Origin of the sequence: Thermosynechococcus sp. Uc (genome assembly GCF_029335995.1) — a bacterium.
GTDB lineage: Bacteria > Cyanobacteriota > Cyanobacteriia > Thermosynechococcales > Thermosynechococcaceae > Thermosynechococcus.
The window spans coordinates 1-24779 of the sequence record NZ_JARJMS020000004.1; the positions used below are offsets into that span (position 1 = coordinate 1).

Below are 24779 nucleotides of genomic sequence, written 5' to 3' on the forward strand. Positions count from 1 at the left end.
ATCATCAACACGCCGAACCAGCCCACATAAAGGCGGTTGTTGGTGCTGGTGACCCAGCTACAAAATTGCTCCCACAGGTTCAGTTGCTCGCGACGTTGTAAAACAGTCGTCATAGTGATAAGTCCTGTTGAACAAGATGAATGAATATTACAAACCGTTTACAATTCTCCAGCAAGTTTCTGAGAAATCTCAGGAGCACCCGCTGGCTTTGTGCAACGGAATGTAACCATATATTAATCAATCTCTCAGGAAATGTAAAGGGTTACATCCGAATTTTATATTCTGTTAATCATTTCTCAGGGATCAGGGGGAGCCGCGCGCGATCGCTGGCTGGGGATGCAAGCAATGGGCAAGGTCAATAGGTAACGTAACTGGTTACGGTGGCAATCGTAATCAGGGGCAGCATTGCCGTATGGGAAATGACCGTCAGAATCACCGCCAGCTCCAAAGGCGTTTTCGTGACAACCACCGTGATTGCCCCCATCATGCCAGCTAAGGACACATTCAAAAAACACACCCAGACCCGTTGCCATCCCACAGAGGGTAAGAATGCGGGTGCTATCTGGGGGTAGATTCAAACGATCCGCTAACCAACTACCCAAGCCACCATTTCCATCATTGGACTTCCAGAGCCAGCCCTACTATCAAAGAGTAAGGATAGGCTAGAAGCCAATGCCATACCCGGTAGTAAGCGATAACTTCACCGACCTTGGCAGTGTAACTCTGCGATTGCATCCGCTAAGCCCCCTGTTGCCCCAAAAAATTTGACCGATAGACCCACCCACCAGCCACCAAAAGTCGTAACAAGAGGAGTATAAGAATATTTATCTAGGTACTCCCAACTGCCAATGCTTACGTTGCTAGGATCAGTGCCCATAACAGCGCAAACCCTAGCTTGAGGCCCAGATAAAAGACCGTGGCCACGCAGCCGCCGAAAAGACTAACATCAGGGCACAAAGGAGCAAACAAGGGTAAGAAGAGGAGGCTGTTGCTATGGCTAGCGTCGTCGCCACCAGACAAAAATAGCTGAGCCAAAACCCACAAGGGGCAATAGCAACACGCTGATAATCTCAATCCAACGACTGGTAGTCACATTGAGTTGAAGGCGGCGGTTGGTGGTTTCACGAGGACGAATAGAGAGGGCCTTTTGGTCGCGATCGCCCAACCAGAGTACGGAATTGACAAAAAGATCGCTATTAATTCCTTGATAGGCAATCACGCCATCGGTCGCAAACTCTGAGTCGCCAAAGACAACCAAGCGGGCTTCCTTTGGTGGATTGGCACTCAATTGACGAGTAATTGCCACGGCAATCGGCAGTGGACCTTTGGTATCTACGCCTTCAGTGAATTCAAGGTTGCCCGACTGCCACTCGGTTTCTGCCCAAGTTTGTGGTCCAGAGAGGGCAATCTCCACAATGTTATCATCCTTTACAGGATTAATACGAATGGCCTGTGCCCGCGGAAAGACACTAGGCCCTTGGGCAAAGCGTTGAGTAATGGGGTGATTGCCATAGGTGGTAACAATGATGGTGTCAGGACCTAGTCCCACCTGTTGACCCACCCCAGAGCCATCAATAACCCAGCGGTTATCCAAGGTGAGTCCCCAGTTTTTCAGTAAATCCTCAAGACCCGCGTTGACATCAACATCGAGCATCAACAAAAGGCTACCGCCACGATTGAGGTACTCTTTGAGCAGATCCTGCTCAAGCCGCAAAAAGGGCTGCCGCGGGCCAGCCACAACAATGACATTGGCATCCCCAGGAATTTTGCCTTTTTCTAGTAAGTTGAGGGGCTGTAGTTGCACATCTCGTTGCTCTAGGAGCTTAGCGACCTCACTGAGGCTAGCTGCCCCACCTGTGAGGGGGAGTTCATTGTGCCCCGTAGTGAAATAGGCGCGGATTGTGCGATCGCTGGTAACACGAATCAAGGCAGGGGTGAGGTTGCTTTCGGAAAGGTTTTCATCAATGCGCTGAGTTTTCTTCCCCGCCACAACAATCACTTGTCCCACTTGAGTCACGTTGTACTTTTTGGCTAGGGCGGGCTGTTTTTGGGGGTCAATGAACTCGAAGGAAAACTGGTTATTGGCTTGGCGGCGGTATTGCTCTAACAGCAGGCGATCGCGACTGGCCGCATTGGCATCAAATACCAAAACCCGCACCGGCTGATCTAGATTTTGCAAAATATCACGAGTTTCTGCCGCTAGAGTAAAGGCACGGTTTTCAGTGAGATCAACCTCAACACGATAGCGATCGGCCAAAAAGTTGACGATGGCCAACAGGGCAATTACGGCAATCACAGTGAGGATGGCATTAGTACTCGTTTGGGTGGAACGCCGTCCCCAAAACCCTGTGGAGACATGACTTTGCTGGATCAGCCACAGCAGCAAGGCAATCCCCCCCAAGGTTAAAAGACTCAAGGGGAGCCAATTCCAACGCTTGGTGACAATCCCGGCACTCAAGCCAGCAATGATAAAAAGTGGCGCTGCCCACAGTAATACCGTGGTGAATCGGGTGGGTGACTTTAGGGCAAAGCGTTTCATGACCGATACTCCCTAATTGCGCTGGTAACGAAAGGCATCAATGGACTGCGCCGTAAGGAAAATACCTAGAAAAATATAACTGCCAAAAACGACAAGGCTACTGCTGCGAAAAATTCCCCGTGTCAGATGGGTAAAGTGTTCTAGGGGCGAGAGATAGGAAAGGATATCACTGAGATTCCCTCCAGTATTTTTAGCCAAAACATCCAGCACCCAGAGAACTAGCAACACAGCAAACCCCAAAATGGCTGCCAAGATCGTGCTGTCGGTCAAGGATGAGAGAAACATTCCTAGGGAGAGAATGGCGGCGGCCAAAAGAATCAATCCGCCATTGCCCGCCAAAATCAGCCAAGGGGAGAGGGGCGGCGTACTCTGCTGAAGGGCAACAAACTGATAAATAATGACAGGCAGCAGGAGCGTAGTATAAAACGTCAGCACTGCCAAAAGCTTACCCGTTGCCACACACCAGTTGGTAATCGGCGAGGTGGCCAACAGTTCTAGGGTGCCGTGCTTACGCTCTTCGGTGTAAAGCCCCATAGAGAGCATTGGCAAAATAACTTGGGAAATAGATCCTAGGAGTCCAAGGAAGCTTTCCAGAATCAGCTTGGGAACATCAATGGCTTGACTTGGCGCTCCAAACTGCTGTTGCAGTAAATCCTGCTGAGCCACTTGGCTAATAATTGTTGTCATGACAACGAGGAAAAAGAGGCCGCTAAGCAGCCAGAATACTCCGGCAATTACGTAGTAGAAGGGGGCAGTAAAGTAACTCTGGAGTTCGCGGCGGTAAATGGCAAGAATGTTGGCAAAAAGGACACGCAGCCCGTGGCGGGAAACGCTAAGCATGGGCTTCTTCGGGTGCATCGCTGGGTTCTGCGACTGGTTCATCGGTTGTTAATTTCAAGAACACTTCCTCTAGGTTGGCACGGGAGCGGCGCATTTCAAACAGTTGCACTCCATTTTGGACAAGGAGACTGGCGAGATCGGCACCAATTTCTACGGGACTACTTACCCGAAGCTGCTGTCGCTGTTGGACAGTGCTACTGTCCCATGTCATCTGCTGTAGATGGGGAAGGTGTTGTAACAGGGATTCAATCTGGGAGCGATCGCCCACGAGTTCGAGGTCATAGGTGTAGCTACTGCTGAGGCGTTGCAGCAATTCATCCAGTTGACCAATGCCTGCCACCTCCCCTTTGTTGATAATCACTGCGCGATCGCAGGTCATGCTCACTTCCGCCAAAATATGGGTGGAAAGAATCACTGTATGCTGTCCTGCCAAGTTTTTAATTAAATTCCGTACCTCAATAATTTGACGCGGATCAAGACCCACGGTGGGTTCATCCAAAATAATTGCCGGCGGATCGTGGACAATGGCTTGGGCAATGCCGACCCGCTGCCGATAGCCCTTGGAGAGTTTGCGAATAATTGTCTGTTGCTGATCCCAGAGACCACAGCTTTTGAGGGCATATTCTACCCGCTGGGGGCGATCGCCCGCACTGACCCCCTTGATCCGAGCCACAAAGTGCAAATAGCCCGCCACCGTCATTTCCGTGTAAAGGGGGGGATTTTCTGGCAGATAGCCAATGCGCTGGCGTACCGCCATTGGATCGGTGTGGACTTCATAGCCGGCAATGGCAGCCGTACCACTCGTTGCCGGTAGATACCCTGCTAAAATCCGCATTGTGGTGGTTTTGCCTGCGCCATTGGGACCGAGGAGACCGAGAATTTCACCACTGGCGGCTGAAAAGCTGACATCCCGTAGCGCCACGGTTGTACCGTAAACCTTGGTCAGGTGTTCGACCTGAATCATGGTGTTTCCTCAACTCGTTTTACAGCCCTTTTTCCTGAGAGAATACTCTCAAAACAGTCAAAACCACTGTCAAACAGGAATGCATACCCGCAGCCTGCGCGCATCTCCAATCCTTACTAGAAAAGGGCGGTACGGCAAACCCTGACACATAAGACACATAATAATAGCGATAATAGCGGTTTTCCCAATCAAATCCTGAGAACTTGGATAGTGGTCTTCTGGGGCAAATTGGCTGCCGATAAACTGAGGGATGCACTACCACTGCGGCGCACCGGAGTTCCCTCCATCACCTTCAAAAAGTCTTCTAGAGCCGTAAGATTACAATTGTTGGGGTCGGCAGCCGCCGTCCGATAGTGGGAAGGAATCACCAAACGGGGTTGTAGAACCTCAATGGCCGCCTTGGCCTCCTCAGCCGTATAGGCCTTATCACTCCCGCCTACAGGCACAATCACTACATCAGGTCGTCCCATGAGAATTCGTTGCTCAATGGTAATGGGCATGGCAATGCCCCCCATGTGCAGAAGATTGATGCCCCCTTGTTGCCAGCGCCAAACCACATTGATGCCAAAGCGGAAGCCACCGACGCGGTCATGGCTGGTGCGGATGCCCTGAATATTCAGACCATTAACTTTATAGGAGCCCGGTTGAAAGAGCAGTTTAGGTCGGCCCGGTAAGCCTTCAATGTAGCCTTCGTCGAAGAGGCGACTGCTAATCATGACAATATCGGCAGCCACACGGGGAGGCCGTAATCCTTTGGTGCAACCAATGGGACGGAAGGGATTCACCAGTAGCCGCTGACCACTGCCAATAAAGAGAAAACAGGTGTGGCCAAACCACTGTAGGGAAAGACCATTCCCTTGAGCATGGGCTGCCCAGTGTCCACCAAGGCTGGCGATCGCCCCAATTTGAGCCCAACGCAAGAACTGCCGCCGTTCCATTTTTTCTCTCCCCACTCCTATTCCAGCTCAGTGTACCGAAAAGTGGCTGGTTTACAACGATGGACTAGACACCCGTCGCAAAAAGTTCCGTAGCAGGTCTTTGCCGCAGGTGGTGAGAATGCTCTCTGGATGGAATTGCACCCCTTCCAGCGTCGGATATTGGCGGTGGCGCACCCCCATAATTAGGCCGTCTTCTGTCCAAGCGGTAATTTCCAATACATCGGGACACCTGTCACGATCAATGACGAGGCTGTGGTAGCGGGTTGCTGTAAAGGGTTGGGGCAAATCTTGGAACACCCCCACACCACTGTGGTAAATTTCTGATGTTTTGCCATGCATCAGTGTAGGTGCAAGTGTCACCGCAGCGCCAAAGACTTCCCCAATGGCTTGATGCCCCAGACAAACCCCCAAGATTGGCAGTGTGCCAGCATAGGTGCGGATCAGTGGTTCAGAAATTCCCGCGTCCGCAGGGCGACCAGGGCCTGGGGAAATGACAACAGCTGCAGGGGCGAGGGCAGTGATCTCATCGAGGGTAATCTTGTCGTTGCGAAAGACCCGCAGATCCGCAGCAATTGGGAACTCCTGCGCTAGCTCCCCTAAGTACTGGACAAGGTTGTAGGTGAAGCTGTCGTAGTTATCAATGACGATAATCAAGGGGGAAGTATCCTCATCATTTTCTATGCTTCGTGTTTTGATCCTACTACCGAAGAGGTTTGGGCAATGGTGCAGCTGTGGTGTCAGGGACGCTGTTTTCACTCGGTAGCAGCGGTGATCTTTGATAAGGATGGCACATTAGCGGATGTTGCCCATTACCTGAGGTGGGTGGCGATCGCCCGCGCTGTGAAAATTGCCGAACATTTTCCCAATTTGAAAGAGACGCTACTTCAGGCCTTTGGGGTGATTGGTGAGCATCTCGATCCAACTGGATTGCAAGCAGTGGGGACACGGCAGGAGAACTTGATTGCCGCCGCAGCTTTTGTGGCCACACAGGGAATTCCTTGGATTGCCGCCCTAGAACGGGCGAAGGCCGCCTTTTCTGAAGCAGACCGAGAATTTACTGTTAAAGCAGCGTTAACACCGCTCCTGCCGGGGGTGATTGAGCTAGTGCAACGGCTCCATGGGCTAGGATGTGCCTTAGCGGTTATCTCCAACGATCGCACGATAGAAATTGAGGCTTTTCTAGACACCTATCACTTGAAGCCCTTCTTCCAACTCTGGCAGGGGGGAGATGAGCCACCCATGAAGCCCGATCCACAGGTATTCCTCAGGGTGTGCGATCGCCTTGGAGTGCAACCAGAGCAAACAGTGGTCATTGGTGATGCGGATAGCGATGGTCTGATGGCACGGCGGGGGGGAGCCGCGGGGAGCATTGGTGTCACGTGGGGGTGGCATGCGCCACCCATCCTCAACTACTGTGATTGCATTCTTGCCTCACCCTTGGAAATGCAGATTATCCCTGAGGAGAATTGATTGGACGCAGTGGCGATCAAGCATTCTTTGCAATTGGTCAAACATAGTTGAGACGGTAGTGGAGATACACTTCATTGCCCACAGGCAAGACATTGAGCAGCGTCAACGTCCCCGAGAATTCCACTCCATTGGGATAGAGGCTAGGGGCTGCCGACCCTAGGAGTAGTGGGCAGAGGGTCAACCATAATTCGTCAATAGCAGCAATCTGCAATAGGGATGCTAAAAGCTGTCCGCCCCCCAACACGGCCAAGGTTTGCACCCCTGCCCCTTGAAGGCACGTAAATGCCCTCGGCCAGTCAATTGCTTCTTCTCCTACGCACCAACAGTCGTCAAAGGCAGTAGATCCTTGCCAATGGCTAGCGCCCTTCTCAGTGGTCAGCAGGGCGCGGCGAATCGGCTGGCGAAAGAAGGGAAGCGCAGGATCTAAGTTACCACTGGCGGAGCAGACAATTTGCAACGGTTGGGGCGATCGCCCCTGACCTTCGCGCTCAGCAATCAGATGGGGAGATTGAAGGCGCATTGCTGTTCCCCCCAGGCGCAACGTTGTCGCCCCAAAGAGTACGGCGTCCACCTGGGCGACCTGCTGTTCAAGGTGTTGAAAATCGTAGTGAGAGGCAATACGCTTCCCCGCTGCCTCCGAACGGGCAAGCTTGCCATCTAAACTTGTGGCTAAAATTGCAGTGGTGCGAGGGCGCAGACTAACTTGACTCAATGACTTGTTACTTTTGTTACTACCGTCTCAGGAGTCTCATTGATCAATTCTAACTGCTGTTGGATAACGGGATCACTGGGAAAAAAATTACCACCACCTTCTTGAACAAGTAGCTCTGTACAGGGGATGGTATCAGAAAGAATCGCACTGGCCATCATGCCGCTATGAACTTCCAGTTGGCCTGCCCGTGGTGATTCAAACACCAGTCGTTGACCCGGAAAAACAACCCGCTCGAAATACCAATTGGCAATATTTGTAATCCGCACCACCTGAATTTTGCTGGTGGCGTTGACATAACAGCAGAGGATGCGATCGCAACTTTCAGTGGGGATGAGATCAAAGATTTGCGGCATAGGAATTAAGTGGCTTTGCTATGAGAGGTGTCTTTACCCTTGTTAGCCTAACATTGCCAATTCGACATAGTTGTAAACTCAATTACAGATGGATCGTTGATCCTTGCCTTGAGTCCCTGTGATCCCCTGCTAGAAAGGCGCAAATGTGTTAAAACCTAAACAGCGATAGAGATTTATTAAAAATTTAGCGTTTCTATAGATCTTGGGCTAGCCGATGTCTCCCCGTGTCCTCTACGTCCGTCTGCCGTGCAACCCCATTTTTCCCATTGGTGTCGTGTATCTTGCGGACTATATCCATAAGCAATTGCCAAGTGTTGAACAACGAATTTTTGATTTGGGAACGGTGCCGCCCCTTGATTTTCGCCGAGCCCTTGCCCAGGTCATTGAGGAATTTCAGCCCACGCATCTTGTGTTCTCTTGGCGGGACATTCAAATCTATGCCCCTGTGGGGGGACGGGGAGGCAATCCACTGCAAAATGCCTTTGAGGTCTATTACGCTCGCAATCCCTTGGTGAAGTTGCGGGGGGCGATCGGGGGGCTGCGGGTGATGAGTGCCTACTATGGTGAACTCTGGCGAAACCTCAACTTAATCCGTTTGGGACTTCACCATGCTAAGCGTCACCATCCTGAAGTTACGACCATTGTTGGTGGCGGTGCGGTCAGTGTCTTTTATGAACAGTTGGGTTCTCAACTGCCCAAAGGCACCATTGTTTCCGTGGGTGAAGGGGAAACGCTACTGCACAAAGTCTTAACGCACCAACCGATTGGGGGAGAGCGTTGCTACATTGCCGGTGTTGAAAAGCCCCGCGATCGCCTGATCCACGAATGGCCAACCCCCATCGAAAAAACCGCCTGCAACTATGACTACATCGAAACCATTTGGCCAGAATTCGAGTATTACCTTCAGGGGGGTGATTTTTATATTGGCGTGCAAACCAAACGGGGCTGTCCCCACAACTGCTGCTACTGCGTCTATACCGTAGTTGAAGGCAAACAGGTACGCATTAACGCCCCTGCGGAAGTCGTCGCTGAAATGCGGCAGCTCTACGATCGCGGTGTGCGCAATTTTTGGTTTACCGACGCCCAGTTTATTCCCGCTCGCAAATTTATCCCCGATGCGATCGCCCTGCTGCGGGAAATTCTCAAAGCAGGCATGAAGGATATTCACTGGGCAGCCTACATCCGTGCCGACAACCTCACGCCCGAACTGTGCGACCTCATGGTGCAAACCGGCATGAACTACTTTGAGATCGGCATTACCAGTGGCTCCCAAGAACTGGTGCGGAAAATGCGCATGGGCTATAACCTGCGAACGGTATTGCAGAACTGTCGCGATTTGAAAGCTGCGGGGTTTAATGCACTTGTTTCTGTGAACTACTCCTTTAATGTTATTGACGAACGTCCCGACACCATTGCCCAGACGATTGCCTACCACCGCGAGCTAGAACGCATCTTTGGTGCCAACAACGTTGAACCAGCCATCTTCTTCATTGGCCTGCAACCCCACACCCACCTTGAGGAATATGCCCTCGAGCGCGGCATTTTGCGCCCCGGCTACAACCCCATGAGTCTTATGCCTTGGACCGCCAAAAAATTGCTTTGGAACCCCGAACCCATGGGATCCGTCTTTGGGGAAGTGTGCCTTGCAGCTTGGCGACTCAATCCCAATGACTTTGGTCGTACTGTGATGGCTCTTTTAGAGGAGCGCTTTGGCTGTGCTCCCTTAGAGGAAGCCTTGTCCGCTCCTCTGGAGGAGCGACCTTTGGTGCGCCGTTAAAAAAAAGGAAATAAAATGACCATTCCCCCTTAGAATGTTTCCTAGATCATTTCTGGCAATGAGTTAGTAAACAGAGGAAGGGATCAGGTGGTTAGAGTCGCTATCAATGGTTTTGGGCGCATCGGTCGGAACTTCATGCGTTGCTGGTTACAGCGAAAAGCCAATAGCAAGCTAGAGATTGTAGGCATCAACGATACCTCCGATCCCCGCACCAATGCCCATTTGCTGAAGTATGACTCGATGTTGGGCATTTTCCAAGATGCCGAGATTACTGCTGACGATAACTGCATCTATGCAGGTGGGCATGCGGTTAAATGTGTCTCAGATCGCAACCCTGAAAATCTGCCTTGGAGCGCTTGGGGCATTGATCTGGTCATTGAAGCCACGGGGGTCTTTACCAGCCGCGAGGGTGCCAGTAAACACCTAAGTGCGGGAGCCAAAAAAGTTCTGATTACAGCACCTGGTAAAGGCAACATTCCCACCTATGTGATGGGGGTGAATCACCATACGTACGATCCCAGTGAAGCCATCGTCAGCAATGCCAGTTGCACCACCAACTGCTTAGCCCCCATTGTCAAAGTGCTCCATGAAACCTTTGGCATTCAGCAGGGGATGATGACAACAACCCACAGCTACACCGGAGATCAGCGCCTACTCGATGCCAGTCACCGCGATTTGCGGCGGGCGCGGGCAGCAGCCATGAATATTGTACCCACCTCTACGGGTGCCGCTAAGGCGGTGGGATTGGTCATTCCCGAGTTACAAGGTAAGCTGAACGGGATTGCTCTGCGGGTACCCACCCCCAATGTTTCTGTGGTGGACTTTGTGGCTCAGGTGGAAAAACCCACCATTGCTGAGCAGGTGAACCAAGTGATCAAGGAAGCCTCTGAAACCACCATGAAGGGGATTATCCACTACAGCGAATTGGAACTGGTGTCTTCGGACTATCGGGGTCACAACGCCTCCTCGATTTTGGATGCGTCCCTAACAATGGTGATGGGGGGCAATCTGGTGAAAGTGGTGGCTTGGTACGATAACGAGTGGGGCTATAGCCAGCGGGTTTTGGACTTGGCAGAGCATATGGCCGCTCACTGGGCTTAATTTTTCATTTTCAGGATTGGTTCGTAACTCACGATGCAAGATAAATCAATGTTGATGATTCCGGGGCCTACGCCGGTACCGGAGTCGGTACTTTTGTCCCTCAGTAAACACCCCATTGGCCACCGCAGCGGTGACTTTAGCCAGATCATGGCGGCGGTGACAGCGGGATTGAAATGGCTGCATCAAACAACAGATGACGTGCTGATTTTGGCTGCCAGTGGGACAGGGGCGATGGAGGCCGGGATCATTAACTTTCTCAGTGCGGGCGATCGCGTCCTTGTGGGCTGTAATGGTAAATTTGGCGATCGCTGGGCAGAGGTCTGTGAGGCCTACGGTCTGAAAACGGAGCGCATTACCGCCCCTTGGGGACAGCCCCTCAACCCCGATGACTTCAAAGCAGTTCTAGAGGCAGACACGGCCAAAACCATTCAGGCGGTGATCGTTACCCACAGTGAAACTTCAACGGGGGTAATCAACGATCTAGAGGCCATCAATCGGCATGTGAAAGCCCATGGCCAAGCCTTGATCATTGTCGATGCAGTCACTAGTCTAGGAGCTGTCAATGTCCCTGTGGGTAAATGGGGATTGGACGTGGTCGGCTCAGGCTCCCAGAAGGGTTACATGATCCCGCCGGGATTGGCCTTTGTCAGCGTCAGTGCCAAGGCATGGCAAGCCTACGAGCGAGCTAACCTGCCGAAGTTTTACCTTGACTTGGGGAAATACCGCAAGGACGCCGCCAAGAACACCACCCCCTTTACACCGCCTGTGAATCTCTTTTTTGCTTTGAAGACAGCACTGGAGATGATGCAAGCGGAGGGGTTGGAGAACATTTTTGCGCGGCATCAACGATTAATGGCCGCCACACGGGCAGCGATGAAGGCGCTGAATTTGCCCCTTTATGCTGCGGATCACTGTGCCAGTCCCGCAATTACCGCCGTCGCTCCTCAGGGGGTGGAGGCCGAGAAGATTCGCAGTCTGATGAAAAAACGCTTTGACATTGCCTTGGCGGGTGGTCAAGATCATCTGAAGGGGCAGATTTTCCGCGTGGGTCACCTTGGCTTTGTTAGCGATCGCGATATTCTGGCGGCAGTTAGTGCCCTTGAAGCGGTGCTCGGCGAATTGGGATACAGCAACTTTAGTCCCGGTGCTGGGGTGGCCGCCGCGAGTCGGATATTGACCACCATTTAGAGGATGGAGCCTTGGTTGCAGCCGCACGCCGTTCAGCAAGCGCGGCGAATCTGTGCCAGTTTTCAACACTGGACGGGGCGATCGCTCCTACCTAAGGGAGCCAAGGATGACCTGGAATTGGCACAGCAGTTGTTCCACTGGTTCCAACCTGTTCTTTCCCATGGGTGCGAAGCAGATCCAGTGCTCAACTACGGCAACCAAGCAGCCCTTGCCCTATGGGAACTCTCTTGGCCAGAACTGGTACAGCTCCCCTCACGGCTGACTGCGGAACCCATTGCTCAGGCAGAGCGCTCAGCACTTCTTGCCCAAGCAGCAAGGCAGGGCTACATCAACAACTACGGCGGCATTCGTATCTCTCGATCTGGGCGGCGCTTTCGGATTGAAAATGCTTGGATTTGGACTGTCTTGGACGAGGCGGGGGGAGCGGTGGGACAGGCGGCAACTTTTGATCAGTGGCAGTTCCTGTAGGATTGATTTAGTCTTTTCTTGAAAAACTGCCGCCTAGAGTTGCCCATGAAACAAGTTTTTACTCATTGGCTCCATCAACTTCAGTCTTTTCGCTACCACCGCCGCAGCCCCGAAAGCCTCAGTCAGCTCATCCAGATCCTCTATGCCGAATCCCAGCTCAATGTGCCCTACATTGTTCTGATTATTAGCTCATGCGTGATTGCCACCTTTGGTTTGCTGGCCAATAGTGCGGCTGTCATCATTGGGGCGATGGTGATTGCTCCCCTGATGTTGCCGATTCGCGGGCTGGCTCTGGCAGCTCTCATCGGTGAACTTAAGATGTTTCGCGAGGCGGCAACTGCTCTAATTGTTGGTACGCTCATGGCCATTGGCATCTCTTGGATGCTGGGAATGATTGTTGGTCTTGAGGCCTACGGCAGTGAGATCATGGCGCGATCGCAACCGACTCTTCTAGATTTAGGCATTGCTGTTGCGGCGGGAGCAGTAAGTGCCTATGCCATGGCTGAGCCTCGTGTCTCGAATACCTTGGCAGGAACAGCGATCGCTGTTGCACTGATGCCGCCTGTTTGCACCATTGGTTTGGGCATTGCCCAATGGAATACTAGCCTCAGTGGGGGGGCAACACTGTTGTATTTAACCAACCTCTTGGGAATTACCCTTGCCTGCATGCTGGTTTTTGTTCTAGTTGGCTATATTCCCCTGCACCAAAGCCGCCGTCCCCTGAGTATTGCCGCTGCCCTGACGGCTCTTTTGATGATTCCCTTGGCTATTAGTTTTAGCCGCCTCATCGAGCAAGTGCGCTTGCAACAAAAAGTGCGCCAAGCCCTCCTGAGGGGGACATTGACATTTCAACGTTTGGATTTGTTGAACATGGAGACAACCTGGGTAACCGACCCCCCCGTCGTGCGCATTAATGTCCGTGCCCGTGAACCTGTGACCCCAAAACAGGTAGAACTGATGGAGCAGTTTATCCAACAGCGGATGCAACGGCCGTTTCGTCTGGTGCTCCAAGTCTCGAATATCGAAGAAGTAACCTCTGAGGCGCCGTTACCCTAGTTTTTTTGAAGGGTAAGCCAAAATGTTAGACTATGGAAATTCCAGCCTAATTCTGAGTTTCATTCGGCTTTTACAACGCTTCCAATCAAGCCATGAGTAACTTTCTCCCCTACGCCTATCTCAATGGTCAATTTGTGCCCTTTGCAGAGGCTAAAATTTCTGTGGCAACCCATGCACTGCACTACGGAACGGCAGCCCTAGGAGGTCTGCGCGGTTTGCCCAATCCCACGAATGCTCGGGAGATTCTTCTCTTTCGCCTTGAGGATCACTGTCGTCGTCTCAGTCGCAGTGCCCACTATCTGGGCTATGAATTACCAACAAGCGAGATTAAGTCCAAAATTGTCGAATGGGTACAAAAAAATCAACCCAGCGTGCCCTTCTATATTCGCCCTCTAGTCTATACCTCTGGGCTAGGTATTACCCCCCGACTTCACGATCTTGAAAAAGACTTCCTGATTTACGGCATGCCCCTTGGCGACTACCTTTCAGCCGCGGGCGTCACCTGTCGCATTAGCTCTTGGCAAAGGCAGTGCGATCGCTCGTTTCCTTTGCGGGGTAAGCTGACCAGCTCTTACATTGTCTCTGCTCTTGCAAAAACAGAAGCGGTTGCCAGCGGTTTTGACGAAGCAATCCTCCTCAATGATCAAGGGAAAGTCTGCGAAGCCACAGGCATGAATCTCTTTCTGGTGCGGGAAGGCCAACTGATTACCCCCAGTGTGGATCAGGATATTCTTGAGGGGATTACCCGCCGCAGTGTGATTGAACTGGCAGCAGCAGCCGGCGTCAAGGTCATTGAGCGCCCCGTGGATCGCACGGAACTCCTCATTGCCGATGAAGTTTTTTTAACCGGCACGGCTGCGCGAATTGTGCCCGTCAGTCGCATTGAGACCTATACACTGCCTAGCGATCGCCCCTTGACACTCCAACTGCAAAAACAATTACAGGCAATCGTTGAAGGTCGAGAGCCACAGTATCGCCACTGGATTGATGTCATTGCGCTTTAGCCCAACTGGCTGTTATCCACTCATGTGAGGTACTTGCAGAGGCTCAATTCCGTTCCTTTAGGGTTCCAATAGACCTCATCAAAAATGGCATAGATTAAAAATAAGCCCCGACCACATTCACAGTCGGCGGCTGGCAACAATTCATCCGCAGTCTCAGAAACATTACTGGGCGGTGAGAAGCCGTCCCCCTGATCCGTAATTACCCACCAGCATTGATCAGGGGAAAAGGTATAACGGACAGAAACCAGCTTTTCGGGGTTGAGTTGATTGCCGTGCCGAGCCGCATTGACCAGGGCTTCTTGGAGGCCTAGCCTAATTTCATCTTTGTACTGGGGGGGAAGATCACTCAACAGAATTTCTAAAACAGGTTGAAGAAAAAGTGTTGAGGGAAATGCTAGGGTTTGCCATTGAGGTGCAACGTACATTAACGTCATAGACGGCATAACCCGCGAAGAATAACTGGGCAGCGGGATACAGATCCGAGACTAGTCAGAGTCATTGGCGGATAACCGAACCCCTCCACCTCTAGCTTAGCAAGGGAGTTGTTGCTCGCACAACCGCTACTTGGACTACCCATACTTCAGTCAACTAGTGCAGGCGATCGCCAAAATAGCGGCGGTAAAGATCACAGCGCACCTGAGCTAAATTTCCCTCTAGGGTAATCAGTCCCAAACTGTGGAGCTTAAAGCCAATGGTGCTATCAACAAGACTGCCCTTGTCCGCTTGGAGAATCTCCCTAAAGGCGGGCACGAGGTCTTCCTGCTGCTGGAGATGCCACCACTGTCGCCGCAGGTGATCGCGATATAACCCCGTTTCTGAGGCAGCGTTAGCGATTAACTCTTGCCACGAAAGCTCTTGGCGAGCAAGGTGGTACAGGCTAAGACGAATGAGATAGGGATGTCCCCCCACCAAGTGCTGAAGTTCTTGAAGTTGTGCCTCTGAAAGGTTGAGACCGTGGAGGCGACACAATTCGGCAATTTGTTCTTGATTGAACTCAGGGAGGTCAACCGCTAAGCCAACGTTAAAGGGGGACTGGTTAATGTCCAAGGGAATATAAACTTCGGTGCCATGAACCACAATCAGGCGAAGGTTACGCCAAATATCGCGATTTTTGCCCTCTTCATGCCATGCCCGCAACAGGCCAAAAAAGTCACTGGCCACGTTGGGATATTCAAACACCCGATCCACTTCATCTAGTCCCAGAACCAGGGGGCGACTCTCAAATCGTGTCCCCGCTTTTTGACAGTTGGGTAAAAGATACTCCTCAAAATAAGCTGTGCAGTTGTATTTGCTGCCGAAGATGTCATCCCAATACTCATTGAGGCGGTTTTCTAGCCCTAGTCGCCGCCCGACACTGGCACAGAGCCAACGCAGTAGTTTTTCCAAATCGCTGAACACTTGAGCATCTGCCAGTTGGAAACTGAGGGGGACAGTGCCATAGCCCTCTTGGGTGGCGCGGTAGAGGAGCCTTGCCATCAGTGAGGTTTTGCCCATTTGGCGGGGGGCTTTGATGCGAATGAGGGAGCCAGGTTGCAAGAGGGTTTCGCGACAGCGCTGCTCAATCGGAGGTCGCTCAATATAAAAAGCCGAGGCCACTTCCACTTGACCTTCGGGGAGTTCTGGCTCCGCCACGGGAACGGGAGCACCATCCCTCACCAATGGGTCGGCTGGAGCGGGTTCAGCAATAGTTTCTTGGGCGGACTCGCTACTGATGGCCACAGGGGCTGTCGTGGCATTCACTAAGTCGAGAATCTCTTGCAGCAATGGGTCGGTATCCGCTGGCGATCGCCAGAAGCGCTGTTGCAGTCGATGCAAATACCCCCGCAGCTCATAGTTCAAGGGCATATCGAGGGGAAAATTCACCCGTACAGGCAAGATAAAGGGACGGCGATCGCTCCTTTGGGCTTGCAACTGTTTGACGGTGCGGACTTCTTCAAGCACCATTTCACTTTGAGCTGCTGTTTGCGAAAGTAACAGAACAAAGAAATCACACCGCTTTAGCTCCTGATCAATCCGCTGCGCCCATGCCTCCCCAAGGCGGATACTTTGGCTGGCCATAAAGGGTTGGTGCCCTGCTTTTTGCAACACCGCTTGGAGGGCACTTGCCAACTGCAAATCGGTACCGTTACTGGAGTGACTGATGAACACATGGCGACCTTGGTTGGCAGGGACTGCGGTGGCAGCCGGTGTAGAGAAGAGCGGTTTGGGTTCAGTGGCTTGCAGTGGGGAAACAGAAGGCGGCGGAGCAGACGGCATCGTAGCAGCCCCCTCATCCTTCCTTGGCGATCGCCAGAGGTCTTGAACGGGCGTTTTTAGTAATTTACCAAGGCGAACCCAAAAGGATTTGGGCACCTCCACCTGTTGCAAACTGGCAAGGGCATCGGTAGCCGTAGCAAAGCGCTCGTAAGGGGAAGGATGAATTAGCTTGTTAACAAACTGCACTAGGCGATCGCCCACCGGTTCAGCCGCTTGCCAACACCAATAGCCGTAGGGATCTTGAGTGAGTTGCAGGGGATTTAACCCCGTCAAAGCCTGTACAGCCACCATTCCCAAGGAGTAGAGATCACTGGCTGGCCGAGGACGACCTTGGGCTTGTTCCGGTGCCATATACCCCGGTGTACCAATGGCAATCGTCTGGGGATGGGTCTCTCCCACTAAGGTGCCGCCGCCAATAGAAACCCCCATTTCCTTCACTGCCCCAAAATCAATGAGGACTAGGCGCTGATCCGCTTGGCGACGAATTAGGTTATCGGGTTTAATATCGCGGTGAATAACACCACATTGATGAACAAAAGCTAGAATTCCTAACGCATCTTGAAGTAACTCAATCACCCGTGCCGCCGGCCAAGCGCAGCCCGGCAACAATTCCTGCCGTAGGACTTGACCCTCGATAAAATCTTGAACAAGGTAAAACTCGTTGTCTTCCTCAAAGTAGGCCAGGAGGCGGGGGATTTGCTCATGGCTACCCAGCCGCTCTAGAATTTGTGCCTCCCGTTGAAAGAGCGATCGCGCCAAGGGGAGAAACGCTGTATCGGTACGGGCGGGTCGCAGGTACTTGACAACGCATTTGGCACGAATGGGACGGTGAACATCCTCAGCAAGAAACGTTTGGCCAAAGTTCCCCGCTCCCAAGACTCGAAGTAGTTTATAGCGCCCGCCTAGGGTTTTCCCAATCATGGTTAATGTGTGGTTTTGCTGCTCGTTGTTGATATTTGTTGATATATCTTGGCATAGGCGCTTTCTTTTTCCCCACTGCAGACCCCCTGGCTAAGTTGAGCAAGGGTTACTTCTCTAGGTTAAGGGGGATAATTTGACCAAAGAGGCCGAGGCTCCAGACCCTTTGAATGGGCAATTCTGTTACAAAGAGGGTCGCCACCCCCAAGTTGTAGACTTGGGTGTTGTAACTAATGTAGCGTTCGATCGCCTCTGCAGGACGGGACTCCAGTTGCTCGCAAAATTCCAAGGCCAGCATGGCGATCGCCCCATCCCGCTTGAGGATCTCTGGACACACTTGGGTTAAAAGGAACGTGTTAATTTCCGTTGCAGCGTGTTGCTGATAATCGGCGGGGGTGGGATTGGTGAAACAGGCAACAGTGAGGGTTAAAGCCAGAAAGGCACCGCCCCCCCACCAGAGAGGGCGTGCTATAACTTGGGAAACAAGGGGCACTTTCATGGTAGAGGTCTCTATGCTATGCTAGAAGACTAGCTCAGGAAATACGGCGAGCGTCGCCAAGTGGTTAAGGCAGTGGATTGTGGTTCCACCATTCGTGGGTTCGAGTCCCATCGCTCGCCCTTGATTCTAGTGGATGATATACCGAGCGGATGGGTTCGTGGCACAACGACGACTGTGGGAATGTTTTGTCCTGTTGTTGAGTCTGCTACTGGTTGCCTGTGGCGGTGATGTACCCCGCCAAGGGGATCACAGGATTGTCATTGGTACCACGGCTCGCCTGCGCACCCTCGACCCCGCTGATGCTTACGAAAATTTGGCGGGACTACTGCTGTTTAACTTGGGCGATCGCCTCTACACCTATGACGGCCAAAATCTTATTCCCCAACTGGCCACGGCGTTACCTGAGGTGAGTGAGGATGGCCTGACTTACCGCATTCCCTTGCGGCGAGGGGTTCGCTTCCACGATGGCACCCCCTTTAATGCAGCGGCGATGGCCTTTTCCCTTGAGCGGTTTATGAATAGTGGCGGTCAGCCCGCCTCCCTCTTGGCGGGACGAGTTAAAGACATCAGAGCAATCACTGACGATTTACTGGAAATTCGCCTTAGGGAACCCTTTGTTGCCTTTGTGCATCTGCTGGCCTTTAGTGGGTTGTGCGCTGTTTCCCCTGCGGCGTACAGGGCAGCCGGCAATGGGTTTTTGCCAGCACAGTTCGTTGGCACTGGTCCCTATCGCTTGGTGCAGTATGGTAGCGATGGTGTGCACTTGGAACCCTTTGCGGACTATTGGGGCAGCAAACCGCAAAATGCCGGCATTCGCTTGCAAATCTTCTCCAGCAGTGCCAATCTTTACAATGCCTTTCGCACTGGCGCTGTGGATGTGGCAATCGGCGCTCTAGATCCCAATCAAATGCGTGCCCTTAAGGCTGAAGCTGCAACCAAACACTGGCAGGTGGTCACAGGAGCAGGCAATGTGGTCACCGTCTTGAGTATTAACTTGCGGCAACCACCTTGGAATCAATTGGCGGCACGGCGGGTTTTGGCGGCCAGTGTCAATCGTCAACGTCTTACGGAACGGGTTTTTTTGGGGGAAGCAGAACCCCTGTACTCGTTGGTGCCCAGTTTATTTGCTGTGAGTGAACCCGTCTTTCGCGATCGCTATGGAGACGGTCAGTCTAGCCAAATAGACCACTGGCTGCAAAAGACAACCATTTCACCACAGCAGCCTTTAGTGGTTAACCTTTGGTACCGGGCCAATGTGCCCAGTAATGTGCTGGCGGCAACGGTGATTAAAGCTTCATTGGAGCGGGATTTGGGCGATCGCGTTCAAGTGCAATTGGACAGTGCCGACGCTGCGACAATCTACCGCAATTTAGAAAGTGGAGCCTATCCTTTGGTCTTGCTTGACTGGTACGGTGATTTTTACGATGCCGATAACTACTTGGAACCTTTCCTCAGTTGCGATCGCGGTTCTGTGAAAACGGGCTGCGAAAGTGGTGCCAGTGCCGCTTGGGGATCGTTTTTCTACAGTCCTGAGGCCAATGAGCTGATTGTTGCCAGTCGCCGTGAGGCGGATCCCCAACGCCGTAGGGCGCTATTGCGTCAGCTTCAGGAACTCAATGCTGAGGCTGTGGCCTTCTTGCCTTTATGGCAGAGTCAAACCACTCTCTTCGCCCAGCCCAATGTGCAGGGTCTCGCCCTTAATGTCAATCAACTGTTTGCCTTTGCCCCCCTTCAAAAAGACCAATGAATCCCCGCAAACAACGCTTGGATAGTCTCCTTGTGGAGCGGCACCTGTGTGAAAGCCGTCAGCAGGCGCAGCGCTGGATTCGAGCCGGCCAAGTCCAAGTGAATCACGTGCCCATTGACAAACCGGGGACGTTGGTTGCGGCGGATGCCTCAATTCAGATCAAGGCTAAATCCCCCTATGTCTCCCGCGGCGGTGAAAAGCTCGCCCATGCCCTAGGGGTCTTTCCTGTGGTGGTGCGCGATCGCGTGTGTTTGGATGGAGGCATTTCCACAGGGGGATTTACAGACTGTCTGCTGCAAGCGGGAGCCAGACTTGTCTATGGCGTTGACGTTGGCTATGGGCAGGTGGACTGGAAGCTGCGCCAAGACCCGCGTGTTATTTTGAAGGAACGCACCAACCTGCGCTATCTTACGCCTGCTGATCTGTACAGCGATGATGCACCCCGACCAAATCTCGGTGTGGTGGATGTTTCCTTTATTTCGCTGATTAAAGTTTTACCCGCGCTCTGGGAATTGCTCCTACCGCCGCGAGAATTGATTGCCTTAGTTAAACCACAGTTTGAAGTGGGGCGCGATCGCCTAGGCAAAAATGGTGTAGTGCGCGATGCCAAGGCACGTCAAGAAGCGGTGGCTCAGGTGATAGCAGCAGCCGAGGCTTTGGGTTGGCAGTGCCACGGTGTGACTCCCTCGCCAATTTTAGGGCCTGCGGGCAATCAGGAATTTCTTGCCTACTTTTCCTGTGGTTCTGTGGAGAATGCTTCCCCGCAAAACAAGATGGTATCATCCTCCTGACAAAAATCCCGCTCTTTCGAGAATGCAGCAAGTGGCACCGTTAATCCCCCCTTGGGCAAAGTGGCTCAATGGCATCTTTTTACTCTGCCTAGGGCTGGGTATTCTTGCCTTTTGTGGCTATCTTTACTCCTTTCGCGACACGTTAGGACTATATGCACCATTTCTCTTTCAGGCGGCAATTACGACGTTTCTAATCTCAGTCTTTAGTTTGCTTTTGGCGGTGATCTTGGGGGCGATCGCCACCTGGGCAAGGTTACATCCTGCCCGTCCATTGCGTTGGCTCAGTACGGTTTATATTGAATTCGTGCGGGGTACCCCTACACTGGTGCAACTGCTCGTTTGGGGCTTTGGCATTGGTGGCCTCTTAAGTCAGTGGGGGTTTGATCCTCGCCAAATTGCCTTTGATGTCATGACTGTGCTGCAAAGTAACCGCCTTGTGTCACCCCTGTTTAACTACATTTTCTACGGCATTCTTGGCTTGGGCTTTAACTACGGTGCCTACTTGAGCGAAGTCTTTCGCAGTGGCCTAGAGGGAGTTCCCAAGGGACAAACGGAAGCAAGTCTCAGTTTGGGGCTCTCAGATCGACAAACCCTATGGCGGATTATTCTGCCCCAAGCCATTGTGATCATCTTGCCCCCCTTTACCAATAACTTCATTACGCTGATGCAGGACTGCGCTCTGCTGGTGGTCATTGGCGTTCCAGAGCTGCAAAACACGACCAGCACCTTTGCCAATCCGATTACAGATCCGCAGCGGAAGCTCTTTGTCTATGTTTTGGGCGCGATGTTCTACTTTGCCCTCTGTTTTCCCCTGTCACGGCTTTCTCGCCTCCTGGAGCGGCGGTGGCAGCGATCAGCTATTTCATAATCAAAACCGTTATGAGTATGATATAGTAGGCGTAGCTGTTAAAAAATGTGAACAGCCCTATTCAACCTGTCGTAGTTAGGAGTACGAGGTTTATGTCTGACTGTCTGCGCGTGGGTCAGCCCGCCCCTGATTTTGAAGCAGTTGCTGTTTATGACCAAGAGTTTAAAACCATTAAACTCTCGGACTATCGCGGTAAATACGTGGTTCTCTTTTTCTATCCTTTGGACTTTACCTTTGTCTGCCCCACGGAAATTGTTGCCTTTAGCGATCGCTACGACGAATTTGCTAAGCTGAACACCGAAATCCTTGGCGTGTCTGTGGATAGCCAGTTCTCCCACTTGGCTTGGACGCAAACCGATCGCAAAGCTGGGGGTGTCGGCGATCTCAAATATCCCCTTGTTTCCGACCTCAAGAAAGAAATCAGTACTGCCTACAACGTGTTGACCGAAGAAGGGGTAGCCCTGCGCGGTCTTTTTATCATTGACAAAGAAGGGATTATCCAACACGCAACAATCAACAACTTGGCCTTTGGCCGTAACGTTGACGAAACCCTGCGGGTACTGCAAGCTATTCAATACGTTCAAACTCACCCCGACGAAGTCTGCCCTGCGGGCTGGCAACCCGGTGACAAAACCATGAACCCTGACCCCGTCAAATCCAAAGTCTATTTTGAAGCGGTGGGCTAATTGCCCCTCTTTCTCAGACTGATCTGTGCACCGAACCTGCCCATAGGGTGGGTTCTTTTTGTCTCCCTCAGACCTGTCAGAAAACGCTAGGGTGGAAGAAGGACCCTTTGCCAAATAGGGAGGCAAACATGACGGTCGATCGCCGCCTGCTGCAAGCTGTAGAAACACTGGGGTACCGGGTTACCGCCGGGGATGTGGCGGGGACGGCAGGCTTGCCGCTGCAAACGGCTGAAAAAGGATTAATGACCTTGGCTGCCGATGTCGGCGGAACACTCCAAGTGGCTGAAAGCGGTGATATTGCCTACGTCTTTCCCAGAAATTTTCGCAGTATCCTGCAAGCCAAGTACTGGCAACTGCGGCTGCGGGCAGTGGCGCAGAGGGTTTGGGGTGTTGTTTTTTATCTAATTCGCATTTCCTTTGGCATTTTTCTTATTCTTTCGATTGTTCTGATTTTCCTAGCGATCGCCATGATTTTGATTGCCCTTTCCAGTCAAGGGCGAGACAGTGACGATCGCGGTCGAGGGAACACTTGGGGGGGCGGTGGCATTCATTTTTGGGTCTTTCCTGACTTTTGGTACTTCTTTGGTGATCCGTCGCTGCGGCGATCGCCCCCCTTGTCCCAAGACAATGGCGAGGAGATGAACTTCTTTGAGGGGGTTTATTCTTTCCTTTTTGGCGATGGCAATCCCAATGCTGACTTGGAAGAACGCCGCTGGCAACTCATTGGCCAAGTCATCCGCAACAATGGCGGGGCGGTCACCGCAGAGCAAATTGCCCCCTATCTCGATTTAGACACCGATCCGGGGGACGACGAGTGGTATATGCTGCCCGTGCTGACCCACTTTAATGGCCGCCCCGAAGTCACGGAGACAGGGCAGATTATCTATCGCTTTCCTGAGTTACAAACAACGGCTCAAACTCGCAAAGATCAGCGGCAAACGCTTCCCCCGATCTTGGAAGAACGCCTCTGGCACTTTAGTCGCGCCCCCTCTTGGCAAATTATGGTGGCCATTGGCTTGGGCTGTATTAACCTCATCGGGGCACTGATGTTGTGGTACCTGTTGGGAGATGGGGCGATCGCCCAACAACTGGGGGGACTGGTGGCCTTTGTAGCCTCCATCTTTTGGATTTTGCTGGGCTATGGCCTTGGCTTTTTGGGAATTCCCCTGGGGCGTTACTACTGGTTGCTATGGCAAAACCAACGCATTCGCGATCGCAATGCCCGCCGCTACCATTACGCCAATCTCCTAGCCAATCCCACACCGCAGTTACGTGCTAAATTACGGGCGGCTCAAGCCTACGCCCAGCAGCGGCAAATCCATGAGCAGGATGTTATTTATCGCTCAGATCAGGATTTAGTCGAGCAGGAACTCGCCCAATCGGAAGCCATTGATCGCGAGTGGTTACGCCGCCTGGAATCGGAGTAGATCATGACCTGCTCTGCCCGACGCCTCGCGGCTGCCAGAGGGGATCTCGAGGCCATTCAAGCCCTCCTAGGGGCGGCGCTTGCGCCTCAGGGAATCGCCGTAACCGTACACCAGCGGCGCGAATGTCTGTTGTTGCGCCTCCAGTGTCCGACAGCTGTTGCTGCTGCGATTGTGCTAACGCTACTTGCTCGCGAACTAATCTCTTGGCCAAGCTACGCCCACAGCAACATCCTGATCACGGCCTACCAAGACAGCAAGGAACGCTGGCAAGAGGTACTAGATCTCACGCATCCCCATGAGTTGCAACGCCTTGCCAAGGGTGGGCATCTGCGCCAGAACCTCGCGCTCCCCCGCAAGGAAGAGTTTGGCATTCCCGTACAACCCCTCAGCCCCAGAGATTGGCAAGTGATCGCAGCGGGATTCGGTCTATCGCTTCTCCTTTTGGCATCAGAGCAAGTAACCTTTTTACTCAGTCCGCTGATTACCCTTGTCCATGAGATGGGTCATGCAGTGATGGCGTGGCTCTTTGGTTATGCGGCAGTGCCCGCCTTTGATTTTCGCTATGGTGGCGGCGTCACCCTCCACGGCGATCGCGCGGGGGGCATTGTGCTGCTCATTTATACAGGATTGCTGGCCTTGGCCTATTTCTACCGTCACCATCGCCTTACTCTGGCTTGCCTTGGGGTCTTGACGCTGCTTTATACCCTTGTGGCCTTCACTCCCGTCCATGAAATGCTTTTTGTGGCGATGGGGCATGGCTTCGAGCTCATCTTTGCAGTGATTTTTCTCTACTGTGCCCTTAGTGGTTGGGGGTGTCGCTATCCAATTGAACGCCCCCTCTACAGTATGGTCGGATTTTTCATCGTGTTTTTTAACATGCGCTTTGCTTGGCAGTTGCAGTTTAATCCTGTGTTTCGGGAGATGTACCTAATGGGCAAAGGGGGGATGGATCACGATTTTGTTCGTCTGGCCCGCGATTTTTTCCATACCGATTTAGCAACCGTCGTTGGCTTCTATGGCTTTTTTGTGGTTCTAACACCGGCGATTGCCCTCCTACTCTATCGCTATCGCCAGCTCATGGTGTATCTGTTTGTCCGCCTTTTTATTTTTGAGGGCGAGAGCCACCGCCGCAGGCGCCAAACTGGGAGAAGATAGAAATGGCAAAACATTGGGAATT

General features: G+C 52.4%; 24 protein-coding genes, 1 tRNA gene and 1 pseudogene. 14 read left to right on the forward strand and 12 right to left on the reverse strand.

Annotated features, from left to right (window positions below):
- From P3X23_RS00310 to P3X23_RS00340, 7 genes and pseudogenes are all read right to left on the reverse strand, one after another.
- Window positions 1-113, reverse strand: a pseudogene (locus tag P3X23_RS00310) (Photosystem Q(B) protein 1); the annotation flags it as partial.
- A 242-nt stretch (window positions 114-355) separates the two neighbouring features.
- Entirely contained in the window at window positions 356-508 is a 153-nt protein-coding gene (locus tag P3X23_RS00315; protein ID WP_300871951.1) for a hypothetical protein, read from the reverse strand.
- A 489-nt stretch (window positions 509-997) separates the two neighbouring features.
- Window positions 998-2539 (reverse strand): Gldg family protein, encoded by a 1542-nt coding sequence (locus tag P3X23_RS00320; protein WP_300871953.1) that lies wholly within the window; start codon window positions 2537-2539, stop codon window positions 998-1000.
- 12 nt (window positions 2540-2551) lie between these two features.
- Window positions 2552-3379, reverse strand: coding sequence for an ABC transporter permease subunit (locus P3X23_RS00325; RefSeq protein ID WP_300871955.1), 828 nt, complete (start codon window positions 3377-3379; stop codon window positions 2552-2554).
- The gene (locus P3X23_RS00330; protein WP_300871956.1) at window positions 3372-4343 is read right to left on the reverse strand and encodes an ABC transporter ATP-binding protein; all 972 of its coding nucleotides are present in this window, start codon (window positions 4341-4343) and stop codon (window positions 3372-3374) included. The genes P3X23_RS00325 and P3X23_RS00330 overlap by 8 nt, the downstream gene beginning before the upstream one ends.
- 188 nt (window positions 4344-4531) lie before the next feature.
- Window positions 4532-5281: an MBL fold metallo-hydrolase gene (locus P3X23_RS00335; RefSeq protein ID WP_300871958.1), complete on the reverse strand. Its 750-nt coding sequence runs from the start codon at window positions 5279-5281 to the stop codon at window positions 4532-4534.
- Window positions 5282-5332: 51 nt separating this feature from the next.
- Complete coding sequence (locus P3X23_RS00340; RefSeq protein WP_300871960.1) at window positions 5333-5935, reverse strand: aminodeoxychorismate/anthranilate synthase component II; 603 nt, start codon at window positions 5933-5935, stop codon at window positions 5333-5335.
- Window positions 5936-6001: 66 nt separating this feature from the next.
- Between P3X23_RS00340 and P3X23_RS00345 the strand changes: the two genes are divergently transcribed.
- A complete protein-coding gene (locus P3X23_RS00345) occupies window positions 6002-6751 on the forward strand; it encodes an HAD family hydrolase (protein WP_300871962.1) in 750 nt (249 codons plus the stop codon).
- A 37-nt stretch (window positions 6752-6788) separates the two neighbouring features.
- Here the strand turns inward: P3X23_RS00345 and P3X23_RS00350 are convergent, their stop codons facing one another.
- Both P3X23_RS00350 and P3X23_RS00355 read right to left on the reverse strand, forming a co-directional pair.
- Window positions 6789-7463 carry a RibD family protein gene (locus tag P3X23_RS00350; RefSeq protein WP_300871963.1) on the reverse strand — a complete coding sequence of 225 codons (675 nt, stop codon included), beginning with the start codon at window positions 7461-7463 and terminating at the stop codon, window positions 6789-6791.
- Window positions 7460-7816: a DUF1830 domain-containing protein gene (locus P3X23_RS00355; protein ID WP_300871965.1), complete on the reverse strand. Its 357-nt coding sequence runs from the start codon at window positions 7814-7816 to the stop codon at window positions 7460-7462. The genes P3X23_RS00350 and P3X23_RS00355 overlap by 4 nt, the downstream gene beginning before the upstream one ends.
- Before the next feature lie 214 nt (window positions 7817-8030).
- Here P3X23_RS00355 and P3X23_RS00360 point away from each other — a divergent pair, with 214 nt between their 5' ends.
- The 6 genes from P3X23_RS00360 (at window position 8031) to P3X23_RS00385 (ending at window position 14410) form a co-directional block, all read left to right on the forward strand.
- Entirely contained in the window at window positions 8031-9593 is a 1563-nt protein-coding gene (locus P3X23_RS00360) for a photosystem II high light acclimation radical SAM protein (RefSeq protein ID WP_300871967.1), read from the forward strand.
- An 87-nt stretch (window positions 9594-9680) separates the two neighbouring features.
- Complete coding sequence (locus P3X23_RS00365) at window positions 9681-10694, forward strand: type I glyceraldehyde-3-phosphate dehydrogenase (protein WP_300871970.1); 1014 nt, start codon at window positions 9681-9683, stop codon at window positions 10692-10694.
- Window positions 10695-10727: 33 nt separating this feature from the next.
- Complete coding sequence (locus tag P3X23_RS00370; protein WP_300871973.1) at window positions 10728-11882, forward strand: alanine--glyoxylate aminotransferase family protein; 1155 nt, start codon at window positions 10728-10730, stop codon at window positions 11880-11882.
- A 15-nt stretch (window positions 11883-11897) separates the two neighbouring features.
- Window positions 11898-12350 (forward strand): MEKHLA domain-containing protein, encoded by a 453-nt coding sequence (locus tag P3X23_RS00375; RefSeq protein ID WP_300871975.1) that lies wholly within the window; start codon window positions 11898-11900, stop codon window positions 12348-12350.
- Between the two features lie 45 nt (window positions 12351-12395).
- Window positions 12396-13406 carry a DUF389 domain-containing protein gene (locus P3X23_RS00380; RefSeq protein ID WP_300871977.1) on the forward strand — a complete coding sequence of 337 codons (1011 nt, stop codon included), beginning with the start codon at window positions 12396-12398 and terminating at the stop codon, window positions 13404-13406.
- A gap of 92 nt (window positions 13407-13498) precedes the next feature.
- The gene (locus P3X23_RS00385) at window positions 13499-14410 is read left to right on the forward strand and encodes a branched-chain amino acid transaminase (RefSeq protein WP_300871979.1); all 912 of its coding nucleotides are present in this window, start codon (window positions 13499-13501) and stop codon (window positions 14408-14410) included.
- A gap of 20 nt (window positions 14411-14430) precedes the next feature.
- On the opposite strand, the gene P3X23_RS00390 is transcribed toward P3X23_RS00385, so the two are convergent.
- From P3X23_RS00390 to P3X23_RS00400, 3 genes are all read right to left on the reverse strand, one after another.
- Entirely contained in the window at window positions 14431-14835 is a 405-nt protein-coding gene (locus P3X23_RS00390; RefSeq protein WP_300871981.1) for an ATP-binding protein, read from the reverse strand.
- A 163-nt stretch (window positions 14836-14998) separates the two neighbouring features.
- The gene (locus P3X23_RS00395) at window positions 14999-17587 is read right to left on the reverse strand and encodes an AAA-like domain-containing protein (RefSeq protein WP_300871983.1); all 2589 of its coding nucleotides are present in this window, start codon (window positions 17585-17587) and stop codon (window positions 14999-15001) included.
- Between the two features lie 106 nt (window positions 17588-17693).
- A complete protein-coding gene (locus tag P3X23_RS00400) occupies window positions 17694-18083 on the reverse strand; it encodes a DUF4359 domain-containing protein (RefSeq protein ID WP_300871986.1) in 390 nt (129 codons plus the stop codon).
- A gap of 46 nt (window positions 18084-18129) precedes the next feature.
- Between P3X23_RS00400 and P3X23_RS00405 the strand changes: the two genes are divergently transcribed.
- The 7 genes from P3X23_RS00405 to P3X23_RS00435 all read left to right on the forward strand — a co-directional run bounded on the left by P3X23_RS00405 (window position 18130) and on the right by P3X23_RS00435 (window position 24757).
- A tRNA-His gene (locus P3X23_RS00405) sits at window positions 18130-18202 on the forward strand.
- Window positions 18203-18240: 38 nt separating this feature from the next.
- Window positions 18241-19830, forward strand: coding sequence for an ABC transporter substrate-binding protein (locus tag P3X23_RS00410; RefSeq protein ID WP_300871989.1), 1590 nt, complete (start codon window positions 18241-18243; stop codon window positions 19828-19830).
- Window positions 19827-20621 (forward strand): TlyA family RNA methyltransferase, encoded by a 795-nt coding sequence (locus tag P3X23_RS00415; protein WP_300871994.1) that lies wholly within the window; start codon window positions 19827-19829, stop codon window positions 20619-20621. Before P3X23_RS00410 ends, P3X23_RS00415 begins: the two co-directional genes overlap by 4 nt.
- Window positions 20622-20652: 31 nt before the next feature.
- Window positions 20653-21489 carry an amino acid ABC transporter permease gene (locus tag P3X23_RS00420; RefSeq protein WP_300871997.1) on the forward strand — a complete coding sequence of 279 codons (837 nt, stop codon included), beginning with the start codon at window positions 20653-20655 and terminating at the stop codon, window positions 21487-21489.
- Between the two features lie 92 nt (window positions 21490-21581).
- Window positions 21582-22175 (forward strand): peroxiredoxin, encoded by a 594-nt coding sequence (locus P3X23_RS00425; protein WP_300872000.1) that lies wholly within the window; start codon window positions 21582-21584, stop codon window positions 22173-22175.
- Between the two features lie 128 nt (window positions 22176-22303).
- On the forward strand, window positions 22304-23602 hold the full coding sequence (locus tag P3X23_RS00430) for a hypothetical protein (RefSeq protein ID WP_300872003.1): 1299 nt from the start codon (window positions 22304-22306) through the stop codon (window positions 23600-23602).
- Between the two features lie 3 nt (window positions 23603-23605).
- Window positions 23606-24757: a hypothetical protein gene (locus P3X23_RS00435; protein ID WP_300872006.1), complete on the forward strand. Its 1152-nt coding sequence runs from the start codon at window positions 23606-23608 to the stop codon at window positions 24755-24757.
- Window positions 24758-24779 lie beyond the last annotated feature (22 nt).